Genomic DNA, 19,155 nt, shown 5'->3' with positions numbered 1-19,155 from the left:
CATTTCCGAAACCTTATTTTAGTGGAACAAATGACAGGTCGAGCCGTTGTTAACGTTTTGTTTCGTTTTATACAACCTAATTGAACCGGTTCCAATCGACAGGACAAAAGCGCAAAAATATGATCCCGCTCACGAAGAACGGGCAGGTTCAGGGGGAAGAAGAGGGATCAGCGCGCTGCTGTAGAACCGCGCGCAATGAGTTCGCCGGAAAACTCCAGGTCTTTAACCGGCTCAGTATTGCCCTGAATGCGGGTCACCAGTTGTCTGAGCGCCGCCACGCCCATGTCGTAAGTCGGCTGCTTCAGCGTCGTAATACCGACGCCCGCCAGTTCTGCCCACACCAGTTCGTCAAAGCCGGATAAACCGATGTCCGGCCCCCAGCGCAGATTCAGCCGCTGCATAGCGCGTGCAACCTGTAGCGTCAGTGCGCCGTTCACACACATCACCGCTTTGTGTTTATCCGCGTGCCGTGCCACAAAGTCCTTCAGCAGATTATCCAGCCCTCCGGTATTACTCAGCTCAATTTCACCCTGTTCGGCAATATACTGCGGAGATTGCTGCATGCATTTCAGAAAGGCGTGTAAGCGGTCGAAGCGGGTGTTTATATTGGCGGGTTCGCTGATGAAAAGCAGGGCTTCAAAACCCTGCTCCAGAAGATGACCGGTCATCATCTGAGTGGCTTCCACGTTGTTAAGTCCGATCACGTCGCAGGCGAAATTCGCCACTTTACGGTCAATCAGCACCATGGGTAAATTGGCCTGTTGCAGCGTAGAAATCGCCGCCTCGCGCATCCCGACGGCATTCACCACAATGCCATCGACGCGATAACTGCTGAGTAATTGCAGGTAATGCTTTTCCTGATCCAGCTCGTTATTGGTGTTACACACCAGCAGCGTCAACCCTTCCTGACGGCAGGCGGCTTCAACGCCACGCATCACATCGACAGAATACGGGTTGGTGATATCAGCGAGGATCAGCCCGATTAGCCGCGTTTGCCCGCTTTTCAGGCTACGTGCCATCTGGCTGGGCTGATAATCGAGCAGGGAGATAGCCCGTCCGATGCGCTCTTTCAGCGAATCGGACAGCAGGTGTTGTTCACCGTTGAGATAACGTGAAACGCTGGTTTTACCGGTTTTGGCGGCACTGGCGACGTCACGTATCGTGGCGCGAACCGCAGCGCCCGGTTCCTGTTTTTTGCTCACAGCCTTTCTCCCTTCTTGCTCATCCCACGGAGACTAGCACAGAGTGCTGAAAGACTGCATCCGCAAGTCAGCGCAAACCTTCTGCCGTTTGCACCCCGGAAACCGCTTCAGGCTTCGGCCTGCTGCTCAGGGTAAACGCGGAAATGATCGTCACGCCAAAGGCAATACCGCCGAGGATCAGATAAGTATCACTGAATCCGATACGGTCATACAAACTGCCCGCGAAGGCCGAAAGGAAAATCGCCGCCAGTTGTTTGGCAAAGTTAAACCCGATCAGATAAATGGTCGCCGAGAACCGGACATCAAAAATCTGCGTGATGTATTTGAACACGCCAACCAGCAGGAACGGTACTTCCAGCGCGTGCAGCATCTTCAGCAAAATCACTTCAACCGCCGTGGTGGCAAATGACGAACCGACAATGCGGATCGACATAATCGTACCTGCCAGCAGCAAGGTGTTTTTCGCGCCGATGCGGTTAATGATCCACGGAGAACAGAACATAATCAGTGCGTTACACAACTCACCGGCGGTGGTGACGTAGCCGAACATTTCCGTGCCCTGCTGTGGCGACGCGAAGAAAGTTTTGAAGAACGTCGCGAACTGCTGATCGAACACGTCATACACACAGGCCACGCCGATGACATACAAAATCAGCATCCACAGTTTGCGCTCTTTCAGCAACATTGCCGCCGTTTTCAGCGAGAATTGCGGCTGATTGGCACCGAGTTTATCCAGAACCTGTGCGTTTTTGTTTTCCTGTGGACGGGCAATCAGCAGCAAAATCATCAAAATGATTGCGGCCCCGGAACCCATCCAGAACACGATATCCGGGTTGATATTAAACAGCACACCCGCCGTCGAGGCGCAAATCCCCCAGCCGAAACAGCCGAACATCCGCGCCTTACCGTATTCAAACGAACTGTTGCGGCTCACTCTTTCGATATACGCCTCAGTCGCGCCCGAACCGCCCGCGAAGACGAAACCGATATAGGCGCCGCCGAGAATGGCACCGAGCACAATATTCAGTTTTAACAACGGCGCGAATACGTAAATGAAGAACGGCGCAAACAGGAACAGCAGCACGGCGATGACCCACAGAAGATGCTTCTTCAGGCCGAGCTTGTCTGAAATGATGCCGAAAATCGGCTGAAACAGAATGGCAAACAACGACATGCTGGAGAACACGATACCGGTTTCCGTCTTACTCAGGCCGATCACATCAGAAAGCCAGATCGGTAAAAACGGATAACAGGTCGCCATGATGAAGAAATACAGGAAGAAATAGCTGCCAAATATCCAGAAATTAGTATTGTTTTTGTAGAAGCAACGATCTGAGGTTTGTGTAGAGTTCATAGTGATTTCCTTGCCGAAACCATGAAAACCGGCACTCACGTACCGGCGTTTTTTGTTGTTATCTGATTTCTTCGAAGCCCAGCAGCAGGGCACTTTCCGGATCCAACACCGGCAGTGCCAGCCCGGCATTTGCCAGCCATTCGCCGCTCAATACCGGAGATTCATGCAGCCACGCCGGTTGTACGCGCATGGTGTGACCGCTGCCGCCACCCGCCAGCAATGGCGGTTCATCCAGCACCGTCACGCGATAACGCGCATCAGATCTTAGCCCCGGCACCCGCAACACACCGGGTAACGACCAGGTGGGCATCGCCAGTTGGCTGACCAGGAATACCGCGCGATCGGCGCTTTCACTGACCACGCCATTGATCAGCACCGTCTCGTCGTGTGTATCCACGCGGTAAACGTCGCCGCTGTGTAATAACGGGCGAAGTTGTTGATGAAGGCGGGTGTATTTCGAAAAACCGGCGCGTTCGGTATCGCCTTCTTTCACCGGATCCAGCTCAATCCCCATGTGACCGAACAGCGCCGTCAGGCCGCGAAATTCAATGCTGTGCTGGCGTGAGGTGGCATGGCACAGCTTGTTGCCGATGTGCGACCCCATCACTTCCGGCGGGAAGAAATAGCTCATGCCGCGCTGAATTTTCTGCCGCTCCAGCGCGTCGTTATTGTCGGATGTCCAGAAACGGTGGCTGCGTTTGAGCACCTCGAAGTCAATGCGACCCCCGCCGGACGCGCAGGATTCAAACTCAATCTGCGGGAACCGTTCGCCCAGCGCGTCGAGCAGGCGGTAAAACTGCTGCGTTTGTGACGTCAGTGCCGCGCGACCTTCATGGCCGGGCTGGACAATTTCACGGTTCATGTCCCATTTCACATAATCGACGTCGTGCTCGCCAAGCAGCCAGCTCATGCGTTCCAGCAGATAATCAAAGACCTGCGGATTGTTCAGATCGAGCACGAACTGGTGACGTCCGCTCGGTTGCTGATAGCCCGGCAACGCCAGCAGCCAGTCAGGGTGGGCGCGGTATAAATCGGAATCCGGGTTAATCATTTCCGGCTCGACCCAGATGCCAAATTCCATACCGAGTTTTTTTACATGGTCGATCACCGGTTTCAGGCCATCCGGGTATTTCTTCTCGTCGAGATACCAGTCACCGAGTGCGGCGCGGTCATGGTCGCGGCCACGGAACCAGCCGTCGTCGATAATGAAGCGTTCCACGCCTAACGCGGCGGATTCGGTCGCCATCTGCATGATGTAGTCAGGATCGTGTTCGAAATAAATCCCTTCCCAGGTATTGAGATGTACCGGACGCGGTTTCTCAGCCGGGAAGCGCAAAATCTGTTCACGCACAAACTGGTGGAATTGCTGACTCATGCGGTTCAGGCCGCTGGCTGAATAACTGGCATACAGCCAGGGCGTTTCCAGAGTTTCGCCTTGCCCGAGTCGTTGCTCACCGGGGAGATACAACGCTTCGGCTTGCACCAGACGGCGGCCGTCGATTTTGATGTCGGCGCGCAGCCTGTGGTTGCCGCTCCACCCCAGATGCATTCCCCAGACTTCGCCCTGTTCTTCGCTGAAACCCGGATGACCGATCATCATCGCCGGAAAATATTCGGAAGAGGTTTTGCCGCGACGGTTTTCCTGAATGATGCCGCCGTGATCCAGCCGTGTGCGGTGCGGCTGGAACTCTTTGATCCAGCGGCCATGAAAGGCCATCACTTCGGCGGCGCGTTCCGGCAGCGGCAGCGTCACGGCCAGTCGCGTCACCTGATACGTGCCGGGTTTGAGGTTGGTCAGGCTGTTACGTGCCTGCAAAACGCCGCTGTTATCGAGGCGTAACTCGCTGCGAAATTGCAGTCCGGCGATCGGGTCTTCGGTGGTAATGGTGAGCTGGTTTTCATCATGCTTTACCTGCGTGGTATTGAATACCGGCGACCAGTCCAGCCCGTCGCGATGGCCTTCCATGCCCGGTGTGCCGAATGAACCGCGCCCTGAGTCGGCGCTGACATTCACCGGCGCTTCGACATCAATCCGGCCATTGGGCACCGCGCGGCTCAGCGAAATAACGTCATTCGCTGAAAACTGGCTGAGGCGGTTTCCCCAGTAAAGAATTTCGGCGTAAGGCATGCAACGCACGATCAGGCTGGTATTCCCGCCGGTTAAATGAACAATCTGGTTTTCCATATAGTCGCTGCTCCAAACAAAGATTTGCGCTGATAAGACGCGATCAGGTGGAGTAACTATTGATCCGAAACGTTTCGGATGGGAAATGTAAATCGTCAGATTTGTGATATAGGGTGGAAAAATAACCGAAAGGGGAAGTATCAGCGTGGTGGATGTGCGGTAACGCCCGCCTGCAGTTCAGGCTGCCAGAGAACCTGTAAATCTTTCAGTGGCTCGTTGCGGATCAGCGACATTGTCATGGTGGCGATTTGCAAACCGACCGCTTCGCGGGTGCCCTGGCGGACGGCGGTCACCGCCACATCCGGCACGCTGTCACGGGGTAATCCGTCAAAAATGATGAGTGATATACCGCCACTGAGCAGTAAACCGGCTTCATGTAACGCCAGTGCAGCGCCTTCGCCGTGCATATTGCAGTCGCAGACAATCGCCGTTGGCGGTACCGGTAGCGCCAGCAATGCCTGCGTGGTCTGATAACCGGCGCGACGGCTTGGGCTGATTTTATGCATGTAGTCCGGGTTTTCCGGCAGGGCGTTGACCTGCAACCCGTCGAGATACCCCTGATAACGCTGTCCGATAAACGATTGCTGATTATTTTCGCCAAGAAACGCGATGCGCTGATGGCCGAGTGCGGCGAGATGATCGACCGCCATCTGCATACCGGCGCGGTTATCGAAATCAAACCAGGCGTAGTCCTGCGTCAGGCAACCGCTGCGGCCCAGTGCCAGGAACGGGAAATTGCGTTGCTGCAAATCCAGCAGGCGAGGGTCGTTATCAAGCGTATGCGCCACCAGCATGGCATCGACGCGTTTGCTTTCAATCAGACGCCGCCACGAAAAGGTGCCCAGTTCATCCGGCACCAGTAACAGGTCGATTTCATGTTTGGCCAGTTCACGGGTGATACAACCGACCATTTCGATAAAAGCAGAATTACTTAAAGGGTGGGAAGTGAAGGGAAAAATGAGGCCAACGGCGTCGATCTTGCCCATTTTCAACCGGCGGGCGAGGGTGTTGGGGCGGTAACCGCGCACATTTGCCGCCGCCTGAACACGGGCTTTGGTCTCTGCTGAAACGTCATCGTAACCGTTCAGCGCGCGGCTGACGGTGGTCACGGAAATACCGAGATCTTTCGCGATAGCTTTCAGAGACATACTGACACCCGTAACGCCGTTGAGGAGACACATTGCGGGAGAATATCACATGCCAGACAAAACGGGGCCATAAGGCCCCGTGATGAATAAGGATATTCAGAGTTTACTGCAACGGACTTAGCGTGATTTCTACACGACGGTTTTGCGCTTTCCCGGCTTCGGTGCTGTTGCTGGCAATCGGATTATCCGGGCCGGCGCCGGTGGTGTGTACGCGGCTGCCTTCAACACCTTGTGTAATCAGCGCACTGCCCACGCCGTCAGCACGTTGCTGCGACAGTTTCATGTTGAGCGCGCGGGTGCCGGTGCTGTCGGTGTAACCGATCACGTTGACGGCGGTTTTCGGATACTCTTTCAGTACCATCGCCACGCCGGTCAGCGTGTTAGCGCCTGCCGGTTTCAGCGTACTGCTGTTGGTGTCGAAGGTGACGTTGTTCGGCATATTCAGCACGATGTTATCGCCCTGACGGGTCACGCTGACGCCGGTACCTTTCATTTTGTCGCGCAGTTTAGCTTCCTGCACATCCATGTAATAACCTGCACCGCCGCCCAGTGCGGCCCCGGCTGCGGCACCGATCAGCGCGCCTTTGCCGCGGTCGTGTTTAGAGGAAGACAGCATACCGACGCCTGCGCCGAGCGCGGCCCCAAGACCTGCGCCAATGCCGGATTTCCCTGCTTCTGATTCGCCGGTGTAAGGGTTAGTGGTACAGGCCGACAGGCCCAGGGTGGCGCAAAGTACGCCCGCAACCACAACTAATCTTTTGCTCATCTTATTTCCTTCAGGATGTTTATTATTCAGAACTTAACCGCTGCATTATGACTTCGCGCTTTCTGAGAAGTTGCACAGAAAAAGGTGTCAAAACATAAACAAATGCAACGGGAGGACATCAGTCCTGCGGCGTTCTGGCGCTCTTTATGCGCAATTTCGGCACGTTAAGCAGTAGGAGAATTCCGGATATCCGTTTTTGTATTTTTACGGATTTTTGGAACTTATTCAGAAAGGGGATGATGCCAGCGCAGAATGTACGTTGGCATATCCGTGCCGGGATGGCGGGTGTTCGCGGTTATCTCAAAATTTTCCTTGCGATAGAACGAGACGGCGCGATCATTTTGTTGGTAAACCTCCAGCAGCAGCACCGGATATTCCTCCTTTGCCGCCGCCATCAGACGCTGCGCGGTGCCATCGCCGTAGTGTGAGGCTTCTACAAACAGCGCACCGATAAACTGCTGATTCATCACGCTGATAAATCCGCAAACCTGATCATCTTCGTCGCAATCGACCCAGGTTCTGGCTTTGGGCAGAAAATCTTCTCTGACCATTTGCAGGCTTTCAATCCAGTAGGATTCGGCGATGAACGCATGTGAAAGCAAAGAACTGCGCAGCCAGAGCATCAGAATGGCTTCGGTGTCGGCGGGCCGCGCTGCACGGATCATGACGGCTGATTCGCCGGATGGCAGAAGCAATATGACTGATGATCGTTCACCAGCCCGGCTGCCTGCATAAAGGCATAACAAATTGTCGAACCGGTAAACTTAAAGCCTTTCTTTTTCAGCGCCTTGGACATGGCATCGGATACGGCGGTGGTCGCCGGAACCCCTTCCGGGCCAAGCGGATTATTGATGACCGGTTGGCCGCCAACAAAATTCCAGATGAATTCAGAGAAGTCTTCGCCACCGGCCTGCATCGCCAGATACGCCTGTGCGTTGCCGATAATGGCTTTGATTTTGCCACGATGGCGAATGATCCCGGCGTCGAGCACCAGCCGCTCCACGTCGTCATCGGTCATTTTCGCAATGCGCACCGGGTCGAAGTGATGAAAATTCTGGCGATAGTTTTCGCGTTTTCTCAGCACGGTGATCCACGACAGACCGGCCTGCTGGCCTTCCAGACACAACATTTCAAACAATTCGCGGCCATCTTTAACCGGCACGCCCCATTCTTTATCGTGATACTCGAGGTAAATCGGTTCTTTCGAAACCCAGTTGCATCGGGTAGTCGCCATTCTGTCGTCCTTATAAGAGGCTTAAATGCGTGGTGTCAGTGTGTGGCTTCTCGGATAACTCTGCAACGTCGCAATTTCTAAATCCCCACCTTGACGCTGGTCGGATCTGAACAATATTTAAAGCCAATCATTACGTAATCCTTACGTTTAATCCTTGCGTTGAGCATCATTATTGAGGGAAATCACCGTTATGGCAGGCAAGAATTCGTCGATTTTACGACTCTCTCAGGGAGCATTTGCCGTGGCACTGTGCCTCGGTTTACAGGCTCCCGCGAAGGCTTTTGACCAGCTTTATGTGTTCGGCGACAGCCTGAGTGACACCGGTAACATTGGTCGCTGGACCTTCGACAGCAGCACGCATCCGCTTTATGACGAGATCCTGGCGAACAACATCGGCACAACCTTAGCTCCTTCTTCAAAAGGCGGCCTGAACTATGCCGAAGGTGGCGGTGTGGCGGTGCCGGGGCTGGATTCTGATTACACCACGCAGGATCAGGTTAAAAGCTATCTGACGTCGACCGGCGGCAAAGCCGATCCGAACGGGCTGTATATTCACTGGATTGGCGGCAACGATCTGGCCGCTGCGGCGCTGAGCCTGAACCCGATCACGGCGGTGGAAATTGCCACCAACAGCGCGACGCAGGCGGCCTCACAGGTGAACGATTTACTGAAAGCCGGTGCTGGCACGGTTGTGGTGCCGACGGTGCCGAATATCGGTCTGACACCGGTGCTGATGGAAGGCGTGATCCAGGTCGGATTGCTGCCGGTGCAGCAACAGGCGCTGGCAGCGGCGTATCAGTATTTGAATGCACAAAATACGCCGGATGCCGATGCCCGCACCGAGGCCATTCACAATGCGCTGGCGGCCGCTGCGGCGAAAGGCTCGGGCATTCCGCTGGTACAGGACGTGATCGCCAAAGGGCTGGCGGCCGCGTATGACGCGCTGAAAGACGTGGCGGGCGGCCTGACCGACACCTACAACACCACCGAAGATATCGCGCTGGCGAAAACCGGCGGCAATATTGCACGCGTGGATATCAACGGGCTGTTCAACGAAGTGGTTGCCGATCCGGCGCGGTACGGTTTTGCCAATACTGCCGGTACGGCCTGTCCGGTCGGGACATCCGCCTCGGAATGTACTTCGAATCTGCCGGGTTTCGACAGCAGCAAAGCTTTCCTGTTTTCTGACCATTTCCACCCGACGCCTCAGGCGCACGCGCTGATTGCGCAATATATGCAGTCGGTGCTCGACGGCCCGCTGGAAGCTTCTGCGCTGAGTCAGGGTTCACTGGCGCTGGCGCGAAATACACAAGGCTTGCTCGACAGCCGTTATCAGCAGTTGCGTACGCAGGATAACGATGCGGGAACCTTCGGCATGTTTGGCGGTTATGCCGGGCAAAGTGCGGACAGCAAATTCAGCCCGTCGATGGGGCTGGGTGATGGCGACCTGACGGCTAACTCGCTGAATATCGGCATGGATTATCAGATGACCGATCGCTGGATGATGGGGCTTATGCTTTCCGGCTCCGATGATAAAGACGATCCGACAGATCATTACAGCTACCGTACGCGCGGCTGGATGGCGACCGCCTTCACCGGCATTAAAATCGCCGAAAATGGCTGGATCAACGGCGATGTGCACTACGGCTCGCTCAATTATGACGATATCAAACGCCGCATTACGCTCGGGCCTACCACCCGGACGGAGCGCGGTGAAACGGACGGCAAACAGATCGGCGGACGCGTCACCGCAGGCTGGGACTTCCCGGTTCTGCCGGTGCTGAAAACCGGGCCGGTGGCGCAATACAGCTGGGATTACAGCAGTGTTGAAGGTTACAGCGAGAAGGGGAACAACAGTACCTCGATGCGTTTTGGCGATCAGACTTCTCATTCACAAATCGGTGCGCTCGGCTGGCGGGTGAATGCCGAACTCGGCATCGTCAATCCGTATGCGCAGGTCACCTATGACCGCCAGTTTGGCGATAAAACCTACACCACCACCGGCGCGATCAAATCCACCCGCACGCGGTTCAGCCGCACCACCGGCGAACAGGACGACGACTGGGTGGATATGACCGCAGGCTTAAACGTGCAAATCACCCACAGCATTTCAGCATTTGCGGCTATTTCACAAACCACCGGACTGGATTCCGGCGAACAAACCTCCTACAACGCCGGGCTGAGTGCGCGGTTTTAAAAGATATTATTAAGAGTGCTTTAAAGGATGTCTTTAAAAGCTATACTGACGGCATAGTATGAAAAAAGGAGAAAAACTATGCCGTTTGAAATACTCACTTCCTCAGCCGCCAGTATTACTGAACTAAAACGCGACCCGATGGGAACATTTAGTGCAGGCGAAGGCGAAGCGGTGGCGATACTCAATCGTAACGAGCCCGCTTTTTATTGCGTTCCGCCCGATGTTTACGCCTATTTTCTGAGTCTTGCAGAAGACGTTGAATTGAACCGCATAATGGATGCGCGGCAGGGTGAAGAAAGGATTAGGTTGACACTGGATGACTTATAAACTCAATTTTTTCAAATCAGCTTTAAAAGAATGGAAAGCACTTGCCCCAACGATCAAGGAGCAATTTAAAAAGAAACTGGCCGAGCGGCTGGAGAATCCTCACGTGGTTTCTGCCCGCTTATGTGGCCCCAAAAATAACCGCTATAAAATCAAATTAAAGAGTCTTGGTTATCGCCTGGTGTATCAGGTAGAAGATCAGGAAATCATCGTGACCGTTGTCGCGGTGGGTAAACGCGAAGGCAACGAAGCGTATAAACTGGCTGAGAAGCGCTAAATACTGGCGTCCCGAAAGCAAATCCGGCTGAACTGATGTGTCATTCTGGCTGATTATCTTCCGTGCAGCGGGTATACTGTCGCACTCTCTTTACACCCACTTTCTCGCGTGCGAATCCAACATGCAAAAGTTTGATACCAAGACATTTCAGGGCCTGATCCTGACACTGCAAGATTATTGGGCGCAGCAGGGCTGCACCATTGTTCAACCGCTGGATATGGAAGTCGGCGCGGGGACCTCGCACCCGATGACCAGTCTGCGCGCACTCGGCCCTGAGCCTTTTGCGGCAGCCTATGTTCAGCCATCACGCCGTCCGACCGACGGCCGCTACGGCGAGAACCCGAACCGCCTGCAGCACTATTATCAGTTTCAGGTGATGATCAAACCTTCACCGGAAAACATTCAGGAGCTGTACCTCGGCTCACTGAAAGAGCTGGGTCTTGATCCGCTGATCCACGATATCCGCTTCGTTGAAGACAACTGGGAAAACCCGACGCTCGGCGCCTGGGGTCTTGGCTGGGAAGTGTGGCTGAACGGCATGGAAGTGACGCAGTTCACTTACTTCCAGCAGGTTGGCGGTCTGGAATGTAAACCGGTAACCGGCGAAATCACTTACGGTCTGGAACGTCTGGCGATGTACATCCAGGGCGTGGACAGCGTGTACGATCTGGTGTGGAGCAACGGTCCGCTGGGTAAAACCACCTACGGCGACGTGTTCCATCAGAACGAAGTGGAACAATCGACGTATAACTTTGAATACGCCGATGTCGATTTCCTGTTCACCTGTTTTGAACAGCACGAGAAAGAAGCGCAAACCCTGCTGGCACTCGAAAATCCACTGGCCTTGCCTGCTTACGAGCGCATCCTGAAAGCGGCCCATTGCTTCAACCTGCTCGACGCGCGTAAAGCGATTTCTGTGACTGAACGTCAGCGCTACATTCTGCGCATCCGTACCCTGACTAAAGCGGTAGCTGAGGCGTATTACGCTTCCCGCGAAGTGCTGGGCTTCCCGATGTGCAAAAAGAACGAGAAGTGAGATAAGTCCATGACTGAAAAAACATTTCTGGTGGAAATCGGCACGGAAGAACTGCCACCGAAGGCTCTGCGCAGCCTTGCTGAATCTTTTGCCGCTAACCTGACTGCGGAGCTGGATGCGGCGAATCTGCCACACGGCGACGTAAAATGGTTTGCCGCACCGCGCCGTCTGGCGCTGAAAGTCTCCGGTCTGCATGAATCCCAGGCTGACCGCGAAGTTGAAAAACGCGGCCCGGCTGTGGCGCAGGCATTTGATGCCGAAGGCAAACCCAGCAAAGCCGCTGAAGGCTGGGCTCGCGGTTGCGGTATCACCGTTGATCAGGCCGATCGTCTGGTCACTGACAAAGGCGAATGGCTGGTTTACCGTGCGCACGTCAAAGGCGAAAGCGCGCAACAACTGCTGCCTGCGATGATCGCCACGTCACTGTCTAAACTGCCAATTCCTAAACTGATGCGCTGGGGCGATTCCGACGTGCAGTTCGTGCGTCCGGTGCATACTGTCACCCTGCTGTTAGGCGATGAGCTGATCCCGGCGAAAATTCTCGGTATCGATTCTGCCCGCACTCTTCGCGGTCACCGCTTCATGGGCGAGCCTGAATTCACGATTGATAATGCCGATCAGTATCCGCAAATTCTGCTGGAACGCGGCAAAGTCATTGCCGATTACGAGCAGCGTAAAGCGCTGATCAAACGTGACGCGGAAAAAGCGGCAAAAGAAATTGGCGGTATCGCTGATCTGAGTGAAAGTCTGCTGGAAGAAGTCGCGTCTCTGGTTGAATGGCCGGTGGTGCTGACCGCGAAATTCGAAGAGAAATTCCTGGCTGTTCCGGCTGAAGCGCTGGTTTACACCATGAAAGGCGACCAGAAGTATTTCCCGGTGTACGACGCCGCAGGCAAACTTCTGCCGAACTTCATCTTTGTCGCCAACATCGAATCGAAAGATCCGCAGCAAATCATTTCCGGTAACGAGAAAGTGGTGCGTCCGCGTCTGGCCGATGCCGAATTCTTCTTCAATACCGACCGCAAGAAACGTCTCGAAGATAACCTGCCGCGTCTGGAAACCGTATTGTTCCAGAAGCAACTGGGTACGCTGCGCGACAAAACCGACCGTATTCAGGCGCTGTCTGGCTGGATCGCTGAGAAAATCGGTGCCAACGTTGAGAACGCAAAACGCGCCGGTCTGCTGTCTAAATGTGACCTGATGACCAACATGGTCTTCGAGTTCACCGACACGCAGGGCGTGATGGGCATGCACTATGCACGTCACGACGGCGAGCAGGAAGAAGTCGCGGTTGCGCTGAACGAGCAATATCAGCCACGCTTTGCGGGCGACGAGTTACCGGCTTCGCTGGTAGCGTGCGCGCTGGCAATCGCTGACAAGATGGACACCCTGGCCGGTATTTTTGGCATCGGTCAACATCCGAAAGGCGACAAAGACCCGTTCGCACTGCGCCGTGCCGCGCTGGGTGTTCTGCGTATTATCGTTGAGAAAAACCTGCCACTTGATCTGCAAACCCTGACCGAAGAAGCGGTGCGTCTGTACGGCGACAAGCTGACTAACGAGAAGGTAGTAGATGATGTGGTTGATTTCATGCTCGGTCGTTTCCGCGCGTGGTATCAGGAAGAAGGTCACGCAGTTGATACCATTCAGGCTGTGCTGGCACGTCGTCCGACCAAACCGGCAGATTTCGATGCCCGTGTGAAAGCGGTGAGCTACTTCCGTACGCTGGATGAAGCGGCCACGCTGGCGGCGGCCAACAAGCGTGTGTCCAACATTCTGGCGAAATCCACGGATGTTCTGCTGGATCACGTCCACGCGTCCGTACTGAAAGAACCTGCTGAGCTGAAACTGGCGACGCATCTGGTGGTTCTGCGCGACAAGCTGGAACCGCTGTTTGCCGCCGGTCAGTACAAAGAAGCGCTGGTGGAACTGGCTGCATTGCGTGAAACCGTCGATACGTTCTTTGATACCGTGATGGTGATGGATGAGAACGAAGCGGTGCGTATCAACCGCCTGACGCTGCTCTCCAAACTGCGGGAGTTGTTCCTGCAGGTGGCGGATATTTCGCTGCTTCAGTAAGTAGTTGACTTTTTAAAGTCAAAATCAAAGTCAAGGTAGTGGGCATCGGCCCACACCGACCAGAGGGAGAATAAACCTTCTCCCTCTGGACTCCCGCGTTTTCTCACTGCGCGCTATCGCAGGCACGATGGACATGTTCCGGCACATTAATGAGTGGCGCAAATTCAGGTGCTTCGCACTGCCTTCTCTCGGTCTTCGAGCCACAGGTCTCGAAGCCGCTCCGTTCAGCTGAATTTTGAGCACGCCAATCAATTATTCTAAAAGATAAAACCCTTTGGTTTTAGAATTTAAGATCGTGCGGGCGATTCAGAAATCTTGCTGAACGGAGCGGACTGGAGACCAGAGGCTCCAGTACCGAGAGAAGAGACCGCGCAGCGGCAAGATTTCCAGCCTGTCACAGTGATAGCTGAAACATAGCCAGCGAGCGATAGCGCGCAGTTTAAAAACGCAGGATTCCAAAGGGTTTCGTTTAAAACCCTTTGGGCCAGTGTGGGCGGCGAGCCCGCGGTGTTGCTCCTGAACTTCAAATTTAAAACTTTTCTACGCTTTTTTAAAAAGCGTTCTCCCCCCAATTGTTCTATCCTATAACCCGCATGGAATGCACAGCATCGGCAGGGAACTGGCCGGAAGAAGAACATTGAAATCAGGAGTCAGGACTCATGGCTGTAGGGATCAGAAGCGGTGCATTTTCTCGCTGGCTGGCGCCGTTTATCGCACTGCTGGTGGTGTTTCAGCTCACTGCATGCGGCGATAAAGAACCGGAGCAACGCAAAGCCTTTATCGATTATTTGCAAAATACCGTGATGCGTAGCGGGCAAAATCTGCCGTCGCTGAGTGAAGATCAGAAACAACGTTTTGGTAATTACGCGAATGACTACGGCATCATTCTGTCATTCTCCCGCCAGATGAAAGGTGCCGTTGAAGGTAGCCTGGTGCCGGTGGTGAGCGCGATTGGTCAGGTGCGTACGCCGCAGGATTACATGACTCAGCGCAGCGCGTTGCAACAGGCGGCCAGCACGCTGAGTTTGCTGAATGCGCAGTTGCGTGACTCAAAAGTGAAAGCCGACACCGCGATGGCGGCATTGAAACAACCGGACGATCTGAAAGCGGTTTATAGCCAGGTATACAACAGCGTGGTGACCCAGCCTGCTAACGTGCTGACACCACTGGTGCCTGCGCTGCAAAGCTTCACGCAGGATATCGCGTCTGTGGGTGATTTCCTGCAACAGCAGGGCACGCAGGTTGCTTTCGCCAACGGCGGCGTGCAGTTCCCGACGCAGCAACAGGCCACGCAGTACAACACCATGATGTCGAATCTGGTGGGTAAACAGCAGACATTGCTTCAGGCGCAAAAAGTCGCACAGGGCGATTTTAGCAACTAAGCCTGACTGATATCAGCAACGAAGCCACGTCATCTTGTACGTGGCTTTTTTATTGACTGAGATCCTGTCCGCCTGTTTATAAAAAATGACAATTTTTTGCCTGCAAATCCGGCTGAGTTCCTCTACTTTTGAAGGTAACTGTCAGTTTTTTCCCGTCTTTCACTTTAAGGATTTTTGATGAAACGTCAGATGATGACTCTGTTGGCTTCCCTTGTGCTGACACCGACGCTGGCGGTTGCTGCCGACAGCGCAACCGCAGATTTCACCCCGGCGCAACAGGAAGCCATTGGTAAAATTGCGGCGGATTACATGTTGCAGCACCCGGAAATTCTGGTGCAGGTCAGCCAGAAATTGCAGGCACAGCAGGCTGATCAGCAACAACAGCAAACCCTGAGCGCGGTGTTGGCAAATTCTAAAGCTCTGCTGAACGACCCTGCGACCCCAAGCTACGGCCCGAAAGATGCAAAAGTCGCGTTCGTGGAATTCTTCGATTACCAGTGCCTGTATTGCAGCCACATGGCGCCAGTTGTTGAGCAGACCGTGAAAGCCAATCCGAACGTACGTTTCGTCTTCAAAGAATGGCCAATCTTTGGTGACCGCTGGAAAGCGTCCATCACTGCGGCTGAAACCGGTATGGCTATCTGGAAAGAAAAAGGCGCTCAGGCGTACTTTGATTACCACAACAGCATTTACCGCACCGGTCATGACGAAGGTAAGCTTACGGATGCCGATATCGCCGGTGCAGTGAAAGCCGCGAAAGCGACAGCGCCAACCGATGCACAGCGTAAAGCGACGCACGAAGCCATCGCCGCTAACGATGAGCTGGCCCGTACGCTGGGCTTCAGCGGTACGCCAGGGTTCGTGGTGATGCCAACCAGCGGCGCGACCGCTGAAAACACCAGCGTTCTGCCTGGTGCTGTGTCTGCTGAAGAATTGCAGGCAGCCATTATGAAGGCGCAGGGCGGGAAGTAATTTTTGTTTCAATCCGGCAGCCTGTGCTGTCGGATTTTCTTCTCAGGTATAGTTTGGAAAGCACTTCTCAGTATCGAATGTAACGGCTGAAACTGAGTAAATTTTTACTCACTTCGTGGGTTTTGACGTGGTAACCTTCTTTTCTTCATGGATATTCATCCAATGAAACAATCTCTGATTCTGGGATCTGCCAGCAGAGTTTACTCAATTTTTTACTGATTACATGGATAGCTTATGATTGTTCAATTCGCTGATTATGCTGCGTTGAAAACGGATGAACAGCATTCCGAATTCTCAGCAGTGGAGAGCACGGGATCAGAGCACGTTATTGATCTTTCGGCCCGGCGTCAGTCTGCTGCATATAAAAAGGCCATGGCTCAGGTTTTGGAAGAAGCAGCCAAGCTAGACTGGTAACATTCAGGCTGTCCAGTCATTGGAGTGTCTATGGCTGAACCGGCAAAAAAAATCATTTCATTACCTGCATCAAATCAATCATTCGGCAACAATAACAGCATTGATGATATTCGTGAGCGCCGCTCACAAGAACTGGTCATCGGACTTTGTGGGGCGAGTGGATCAGGGGTTAAAACCCTTAAAGAAAAAATCATCACTAAACTTAAAGCCTGTAATTATCATGTTGTGCATATAAGAATTAGCGATTTAATGGCAGACACCCTGTCAGCTGCTGAAGCGGCAGAGTTAAAGAAACTTGAAGGCTATGAGCATTTTATCCAGTTGCAAAATCTCGGTAATACTCTGCGTGAAAAACATGGCAATATCATTAACTCCGAATTGGTTATCCGGAAAATAAAAGTTATCAGGACGGCAAATTTAAATACGGGAGATTTTAAAGGAGCATCAGGAAAATCAACCAGTAAAATAGCTTACATTGTCGATCAATTAAAGCATCCTGAAGAAGTTGATCTCTTTCGTGAGGTGTATCGTAATAATTTTTATCTGATCGGCTTAGTGAGAACGATTAATGAAAGAGTTATTAATTTGAAAAAGGATTTTCTTAACGATCATCAGATTGCCGAAATAATCAGGCGCGACAGGCGTTCCGAGTACCCTTATGGTCAACATGTCGAGGACACATTGCAGTGTGCCGATTATTTTATCAGGAACATAAATAATGATCAGATTAAAAAATCGATAGCCCGATTTATCGACCTTGTACATGGCGCAAATAATGTGAGTCCCAGCCAGGATGAAACCGGCATGTTCACCGCGAATTCAGCCGCATTACGCTCTGCCTGTTTATCGCGTCAGGTGGGGGCTGCTATTACGGATGATAATTGCAATATCCTCTCCACTGGCTGCAACGATGTACCTGCTGCAGGTGGTGGGCTCTATTCCTGTGAAAGCAAGAGCGATAAACGCTGTTATAACAACGATGGCTGCCATAGTGATATGCACAAGGATTTAGTCAGGCGTGAGGTCGAAGCAGTGATCGCCCGTAGTGATCCGTCACGGGCGAATGAACTTGCAATACAGATTATGAAAACCCCAAAAATAAAGTCCCTGATTGAATACTCGCGTGCTATTCATGCCGAAATGGATGCAATTACTACGATGGCGCGTCTTGCGAATGCAAGTACTTGTGATAAGACACTTTATTGCACAACTTATCCTTGCCACAACTGTGCACGACATATTGTTGCCGCTGGATTGAAGAGGGTGGTTTATATCGAACCTTATGCCAAGAGTCTGGCTGAAGACCTTCACGGTGATTCGATAGCTCATGCCGACAGTACGGATAAAACTAAAAAGATTATTTTCGAGAATTTTGAGGGAACGGCACCGAGACGGTATACAAAATTTTTCGGTTATAGCCGTCCGAGAAAAGATGACAGAGGCAAGCCAATTTCTTATGAAATCCCTGCTTCCCATCACGTTGATCCACAATATCTGGATAGTTATGGTGATTCTGAATCAAAAGTGATTTTGAATGTTACTAATAAGCTTCGTGATGAACCTGTCCCCGATTAAAGAAGAAGCGGGTATTCCGGATACCCGCTCCCCCTGTAATTTTCTTTCAACATCTCTCCCGTAAACTCAGTTTTCCTTTCCTCAGACACGTCTGAATGCTTTTTAAGCGAAATACACAAGTCCGGCGAAAAATACTTTGTGATCAATATCACGTTTTAATGATAAAGACTCGTTAACAAAAAGTGACTTAAGTCACATATTTGGCAGGGGTGCGCTCAAATAATCGTCAGTGTAGCTCGGTTACAGGCTGTTTTTGTGATGATGATCACCAAAATGCAGGGGGTGATGGCTGTATACGTGTGATCTGCGTCACGGGCTGTCGGGTGGCTACGCGAGGCCTATAATCACGTGGTAGAGTCCGCCTCGCAGACAGCAATTCGACGGACGGATTTTTAAAGCAGTGGCACAAAAACCGAAACAACCGTCACCGATAATTAACTGATATCACGCGCTCTATTGTCAGCGCGTATCAATAGGGGTGCGTTTTATGTTTTCACCAGACGTTAAGATCAAAGTTCAAAACTTTGGTCGCTTCCTGAGTAACATGGTAATGCCCAACATCGGCGCGTTTATCGCCTGGGGTATCATTACTGCTCTGTTCATTCCTACCGGCTGGATCCCTAATGAAACATTAGCGAAACTGGTTGGCCCGATGATCACTTATCTTCTGCCATTGCTCATCGGTTATACCGGTGGTCGTCTGGTCGGTGGTGATCGCGGTGGTGTGGTCGGCGCAATCACCGTAATGGGTGTTATCGTTGGTGCGGATATGCCAATGTTCCTCGGCGCAATGATTGTAGGTCCGCTGGGCGGCTGGTGCATCAAGCGTTTCGACCGCTGGGTTGACGGTAAAATCAAAAGTGGCTTCGAGATGCTGGTCAACAACTTCTCGGCCGGTATTATCGGTATGCTGTTGGCCATTCTGGCCTTCCTGGCAATCGGTCCGCTGGTAGAAGCACTGTCTAAAGTGCTGGCTGCAGGCGTGCACATCATGGTTATTCATAACCTGT

The 19,155-nt window shown here is 52.9% G+C and carries 17 protein-coding genes; 10 read left to right on the top strand and 7 right to left on the bottom strand.

All coding sequences use genetic code 11. The features are described from left to right. Positions 1 to 167: 167 nt before the first annotated feature. The 7 genes from UC14_RS08815 to UC14_RS08785 all read right to left on the bottom strand — a co-directional run bounded on the left by UC14_RS08815 (position 168) and on the right by UC14_RS08785 (position 7,889). Entirely contained in the window at positions 168 to 1,202 is a 1,035-nt protein-coding gene (locus UC14_RS08815) for a LacI family DNA-binding transcriptional regulator (protein ID WP_112197567.1), read from the bottom strand. Between the two features lie 67 nt (positions 1,203 to 1,269). Next, positions 1,270 to 2,556 carry an MFS transporter gene (locus tag UC14_RS08810; RefSeq protein WP_112197566.1) on the bottom strand — a complete coding sequence of 429 codons (1,287 nt, stop codon included), beginning with the start codon at positions 2,554 to 2,556 and terminating at the stop codon, positions 1,270 to 1,272. A gap of 58 nt (positions 2,557 to 2,614) precedes the next feature. Next, complete coding sequence (locus UC14_RS08805; protein WP_112197565.1) at positions 2,615 to 4,741, bottom strand: alpha-galactosidase; 2,127 nt, start codon at positions 4,739 to 4,741, stop codon at positions 2,615 to 2,617. Between the two features lie 140 nt (positions 4,742 to 4,881). After that, positions 4,882 to 5,889 carry a LacI family DNA-binding transcriptional regulator gene (locus UC14_RS08800; protein WP_014411432.1) on the bottom strand — a complete coding sequence of 336 codons (1,008 nt, stop codon included), beginning with the start codon at positions 5,887 to 5,889 and terminating at the stop codon, positions 4,882 to 4,884. 103 nt (positions 5,890 to 5,992) lie between these two features. Continuing rightward, entirely contained in the window at positions 5,993 to 6,655 is a 663-nt protein-coding gene (locus tag UC14_RS08795) for an OmpA family lipoprotein (protein WP_037033864.1), read from the bottom strand. Between the two features lie 221 nt (positions 6,656 to 6,876). Continuing rightward, entirely contained in the window at positions 6,877 to 7,320 is a 444-nt protein-coding gene (locus UC14_RS08790; protein WP_013573373.1) for an N-acetyltransferase, read from the bottom strand. After that, positions 7,317 to 7,889 carry a DNA-3-methyladenine glycosylase I gene (locus tag UC14_RS08785; RefSeq protein ID WP_037033862.1) on the bottom strand — a complete coding sequence of 191 codons (573 nt, stop codon included), beginning with the start codon at positions 7,887 to 7,889 and terminating at the stop codon, positions 7,317 to 7,319. Before UC14_RS08785 ends, UC14_RS08790 begins: the two co-directional genes overlap by 4 nt. Positions 7,890 to 8,079: 190 nt before the next feature. On the opposite strand from UC14_RS08785, the gene UC14_RS08780 reads away from it, so the two are divergent. The 10 genes from UC14_RS08780 to UC14_RS08735 all read left to right on the top strand — a co-directional run. Further along, a complete protein-coding gene (locus UC14_RS08780) occupies positions 8,080 to 10,086 on the top strand; it encodes an autotransporter outer membrane beta-barrel domain-containing protein (protein WP_112197564.1) in 2,007 nt (668 codons plus the stop codon). Positions 10,087 to 10,164: 78 nt separating this feature from the next. Continuing rightward, on the top strand, positions 10,165 to 10,413 hold the full coding sequence (locus tag UC14_RS08775) for a type II toxin-antitoxin system Phd/YefM family antitoxin (RefSeq protein ID WP_013573376.1): 249 nt from the start codon (positions 10,165 to 10,167) through the stop codon (positions 10,411 to 10,413). Next, positions 10,403 to 10,687, top strand: coding sequence for a type II toxin-antitoxin system RelE/ParE family toxin (locus UC14_RS08770; protein WP_013573377.1), 285 nt, complete (start codon positions 10,403 to 10,405; stop codon positions 10,685 to 10,687). Before UC14_RS08775 ends, UC14_RS08770 begins: the two co-directional genes overlap by 11 nt. A gap of 121 nt (positions 10,688 to 10,808) precedes the next feature. Then, positions 10,809 to 11,723: a glycine--tRNA ligase subunit alpha gene (gene glyQ / locus UC14_RS08765; RefSeq protein WP_095924009.1), complete on the top strand. Its 915-nt coding sequence runs from the start codon at positions 10,809 to 10,811 to the stop codon at positions 11,721 to 11,723. A 9-nt stretch (positions 11,724 to 11,732) separates the two neighbouring features. Beyond that, the gene (gene glyS / locus UC14_RS08760; RefSeq protein ID WP_013573379.1) at positions 11,733 to 13,802 is read left to right on the top strand and encodes a glycine--tRNA ligase subunit beta; all 2,070 of its coding nucleotides are present in this window, start codon (positions 11,733 to 11,735) and stop codon (positions 13,800 to 13,802) included. A 659-nt stretch (positions 13,803 to 14,461) separates the two neighbouring features. After that, positions 14,462 to 15,184, top strand: coding sequence for a DUF3053 domain-containing protein (locus UC14_RS08755; protein ID WP_013573380.1), 723 nt, complete (start codon positions 14,462 to 14,464; stop codon positions 15,182 to 15,184). 177 nt (positions 15,185 to 15,361) lie between these two features. Then, positions 15,362 to 16,156 carry a DsbA family protein gene (locus UC14_RS08750; RefSeq protein ID WP_014411434.1) on the top strand — a complete coding sequence of 265 codons (795 nt, stop codon included), beginning with the start codon at positions 15,362 to 15,364 and terminating at the stop codon, positions 16,154 to 16,156. A 234-nt stretch (positions 16,157 to 16,390) separates the two neighbouring features. Beyond that, positions 16,391 to 16,570, top strand: coding sequence for a hypothetical protein (locus tag UC14_RS08745; protein ID WP_013573382.1), 180 nt, complete (start codon positions 16,391 to 16,393; stop codon positions 16,568 to 16,570). 30 nt (positions 16,571 to 16,600) lie between these two features. Continuing rightward, positions 16,601 to 18,145, top strand: coding sequence for an anti-phage dCTP deaminase (locus UC14_RS08740; RefSeq protein ID WP_112197563.1), 1,545 nt, complete (start codon positions 16,601 to 16,603; stop codon positions 18,143 to 18,145). Positions 18,146 to 18,632: 487 nt separating this feature from the next. Beyond that, on the top strand, positions 18,633 to 19,155 hold a 523-nt coding region (locus tag UC14_RS08735), incomplete at its 3' end, for a PTS transporter subunit EIIC (RefSeq protein ID WP_157962084.1).

Origin of the sequence: Rahnella sp. NRRL B-41462 (genome assembly GCF_003263525.1) — a bacterium.
Taxonomy (GTDB): domain Bacteria; phylum Pseudomonadota; class Gammaproteobacteria; order Enterobacterales; family Enterobacteriaceae; genus Rahnella; species Rahnella aceris.
This window is presented reverse-complemented; position numbering and strand designations above follow the sequence as displayed.